Source organism: Streptomyces atratus (assembly GCF_900119365.1).
Taxonomy (GTDB): Bacteria; Actinomycetota; Actinomycetes; order Streptomycetales; family Streptomycetaceae; genus Streptomyces; species Streptomyces atratus_B.
On the sequence record NZ_FPJO01000087.1, the window covers coordinates 1 to 2,700 of the forward strand.

The 2,700-nt window shown below is 69.9% G+C and carries 4 protein-coding genes; all 4 read right to left on the reverse strand.

Annotated elements, in window-relative coordinates:
• Positions 1-155: helix-turn-helix domain-containing protein (locus BT364_RS38820; RefSeq protein ID WP_143166640.1), on the reverse strand; the 155-nt coding region annotated here is incomplete at its 3' end.
• A gap of 200 nt (positions 156-355) precedes the next feature.
• Positions 356-1,315, reverse strand: a complete 960-nt coding sequence (gene add / locus BT364_RS38825; RefSeq protein ID WP_072489812.1) for an adenosine deaminase — start codon at positions 1,313-1,315, stop codon at positions 356-358.
• 14 nt (positions 1,316-1,329) lie between these two features.
• A complete protein-coding gene (locus BT364_RS38830) occupies positions 1,330-2,316 on the reverse strand; it encodes a nucleoside hydrolase (RefSeq protein WP_072489813.1) in 987 nt (328 codons plus the stop codon).
• Complete coding sequence (locus BT364_RS44545) at positions 2,291-2,599, reverse strand: PfkB family carbohydrate kinase (protein WP_107408418.1); 309 nt, start codon at positions 2,597-2,599, stop codon at positions 2,291-2,293. Before BT364_RS44545 ends, BT364_RS38830 begins: the two co-directional genes overlap by 26 nt.
• Positions 2,600-2,700: the final 101 nt, after the last annotated feature.

A 2,700-nucleotide genomic window follows, 5' to 3' on the forward strand; every position in this document is an offset into this window, starting at 1 on the left:
GCCTCGCCCAGCTCGCGGTAGCGGCCGGCCCACCGCTGAGCCGTCGTGGGCGAGACCTGGAAGCGTTCGGCGGCCCGGCGAAGGGGCCAGCCGTCTTCCACGACGCAGCGGGCCAGACGCAGACGGCCGGTCAACCGGCCTGAGCCATTCGCCACAAGCCCGGCAGTTCCGCTCCCCGGCCCGCCCGGTGCCCTTGGACACCACGCCAACGTAGGACCCGTCAGAACCGGGGATCAGAAACAGCTACTGACAACGCCCCTCGGAGTCCCGGACGGGGTACTGCGGGCTGGCCGGATCTATGACGAGGCCCGGCACAGCGGCGGAGCACGTCACATAGCTGTCGTGCCCGCTGGTACTACTCGTTTCGGGTACTGAAAGACGCTCCGGTTGCGTTCCCCTGTGCGAGGGGCTCGTGCTCGCTGGTCCATCCGTTGGTGTGCCGTAGTGCGTCGAATTCGCGTTGCAGAGTGGTGTCGGAGGTGGTGCGGGTGTCGGTGCTGATGGTGACGGGCAGCCCGGCGGCCAGGAGGGGGATGGCGGGGTGGTCGGTGAGGCTGGGGACGGCGCCGGTCTGCACGTTGCTGGTGGGGCACATCTCCAAGGCGATCTTGTCGGTGCGGAGCCGGTTCAGAAGTGCGGTGTCGGAGGTGCAGCGCACACCATGGCCGATGCGGCGGGCACCGAGGATGTCGATTGCTTCCCACATGCTGTCGGGGCCTGCGGCTTCGCCGGCGTGGACGGTGCAGGGCATGCCGGCGCTGTGGGCGAGGTCGAAGGCGGGACGGTGGGGCTGGGCGGTGTAGAGGGTTTCGTCGCCGGCGAGGTCGAGGCCGACGACGATGTTCCGGTGCCTGAGGGCGGTCTCGGCGACGGCGAGGCTTTCGTCGGGGCTCTGGTGGCGCAGGCAGCACAGGAGCAGTCCGGTGCCCACGCCGGTGGTGGCCCGGCCTTGGGCCAGTCCTTCGGCGACTGCCTGGACGGCTTCGTCGGGGGTCATTCCGCGGCGGCCGTGCAGTTGCGGGGCGAAGCGTACTTCTCCGTAGACGACGCCGTCGGCTTTCCAGTCCTCGACCAGTTCCCGGGCTGTGCGAGTGAGCGCGTCCGGAGTCTGCAGGACCTGCAGAGGGAGGTCGATGTAGGTCAGGAAGGTGGTCAGGCTGCCGCAGTGGGCCGGGGCCACGACCAGGTCCCGGGCGGGCCGTTCCAGGGTGATGCCCTGTTTGCGGGCGAGGTCGGCGACGGTGTCGGGGCGGACGGAGCCGTCGAGGTGGCAGTGCAGTTCGTAGCGCGGGATCCGCATGGTGGGAGTGTTCATGAAGCCGGTCCAGGTCAGAGTGCGGGGGCAGTCGCGTCGGCGAGCGGCGAGGGGCCGGGCAGGGGTGTGGTGACGGTGTCGAAGAGAAGCTTCTTGAAGCCGGTCTCGTCGACGCGGCGGACCAGGGTGATGTTGGGGGCGGGAGCGGACAGGCGCCGGTCGATGATCATCTGTCCGCGGGTGTCGTCGGTGACGGAGATGTCGACGTGGGCCTGTTCCTGTTCGGTGATCAGGTCGGGCTTGAGTGCCACGGCCATGGCAACAGGGTCGGGCAGGTCGTAGCCGGCCAGTCCGGTCACATCGCGGGCCCAGTCGGCCACCGTGCGGTTGATGCGGTGGGCGAAAGTGGCCATCGGGGTGCCGAGTTGTTCCAGGCGCTGCTGGTCGGTCGGGGTCATGACGGCGTCCTTGCGGGAGACGTCCCACCCGATCCAGGTGACCTTCTCGGGCGTGGCGGCCTGGGTTACGATCCGGGCGGCCTCGGGATCGGCCCAGACGTTGAACTCTGCGGTGGGTGAGACGTTGCCGCGCAGGTCGGCTGCGCCGGCCATGCAGTACACGTGCCGGTAGCGGGTGAACAGGTCGGGGTCGCGCAGCAGGGCGGCGGCGATATTGGTGAGGGGGGCGAGTGTGACCAGCGTCAGCTCTCCCGGATGCCGGTGGGGGGAGGACAGCAGAGTCTCGACCGCGTGGGTGTGATGGCAGGTGGTGGCCGGGTCGGGCAGGCCGATGTCGCCCATGCCGTCCTCGCCGTGTACGTGCTGCGCGGTGGAAAGGGTGCGCGTCATCGGGCGGGCGCAGCCGGGGTGGACGGGGATGTCGGTGCGGCCGGCGGTCTCGAGGGAGATGAGCGCGTTGCGGGTGCCGGTTTCGACGGGCACGTTGCCGGCCACGGTGGTCACCGCCCGGATGTCGCCGAGTCCGCTGGCGGCGGCGAGCAGGAGGGCGACGGCGTCGTCAGATCCGGTGTCGGTGTCAATGATCAGGGGAAGGGCCGGCATGGCCGTGCTCCATTCGTGTGAGTCGTGCGGGGTGCGCGGGTTCAGTGAGCCCGCAGGCGGACGAGGTCGTTCGGGCGAGGTATAGCGCCTCGGGCGCCGAGCGCGGTGACGGCGAAGGCACCCGCGGCGGTGGCGGTGGCTGCCGCCCGGGTGGGGGTGGGGGGCTGCCATGGGCGAGGACGGCGGCGAGCACGCCGCAGAAGACCTCCCCGGCGCCGGTGGTGTCGACGACGGTCACAACAGGCGTGGGGATGTGCTCACACAGCCCTTCCTGGGCAACCAGGGCGCCTGTCGGCGTACGGGCTGTAGTGCAGAGGTATGTACGGTCTGATGTACAGAGCTTGAGACTGTGTCAGCTGACGGCGGTGATGCCGCCTTCGATGG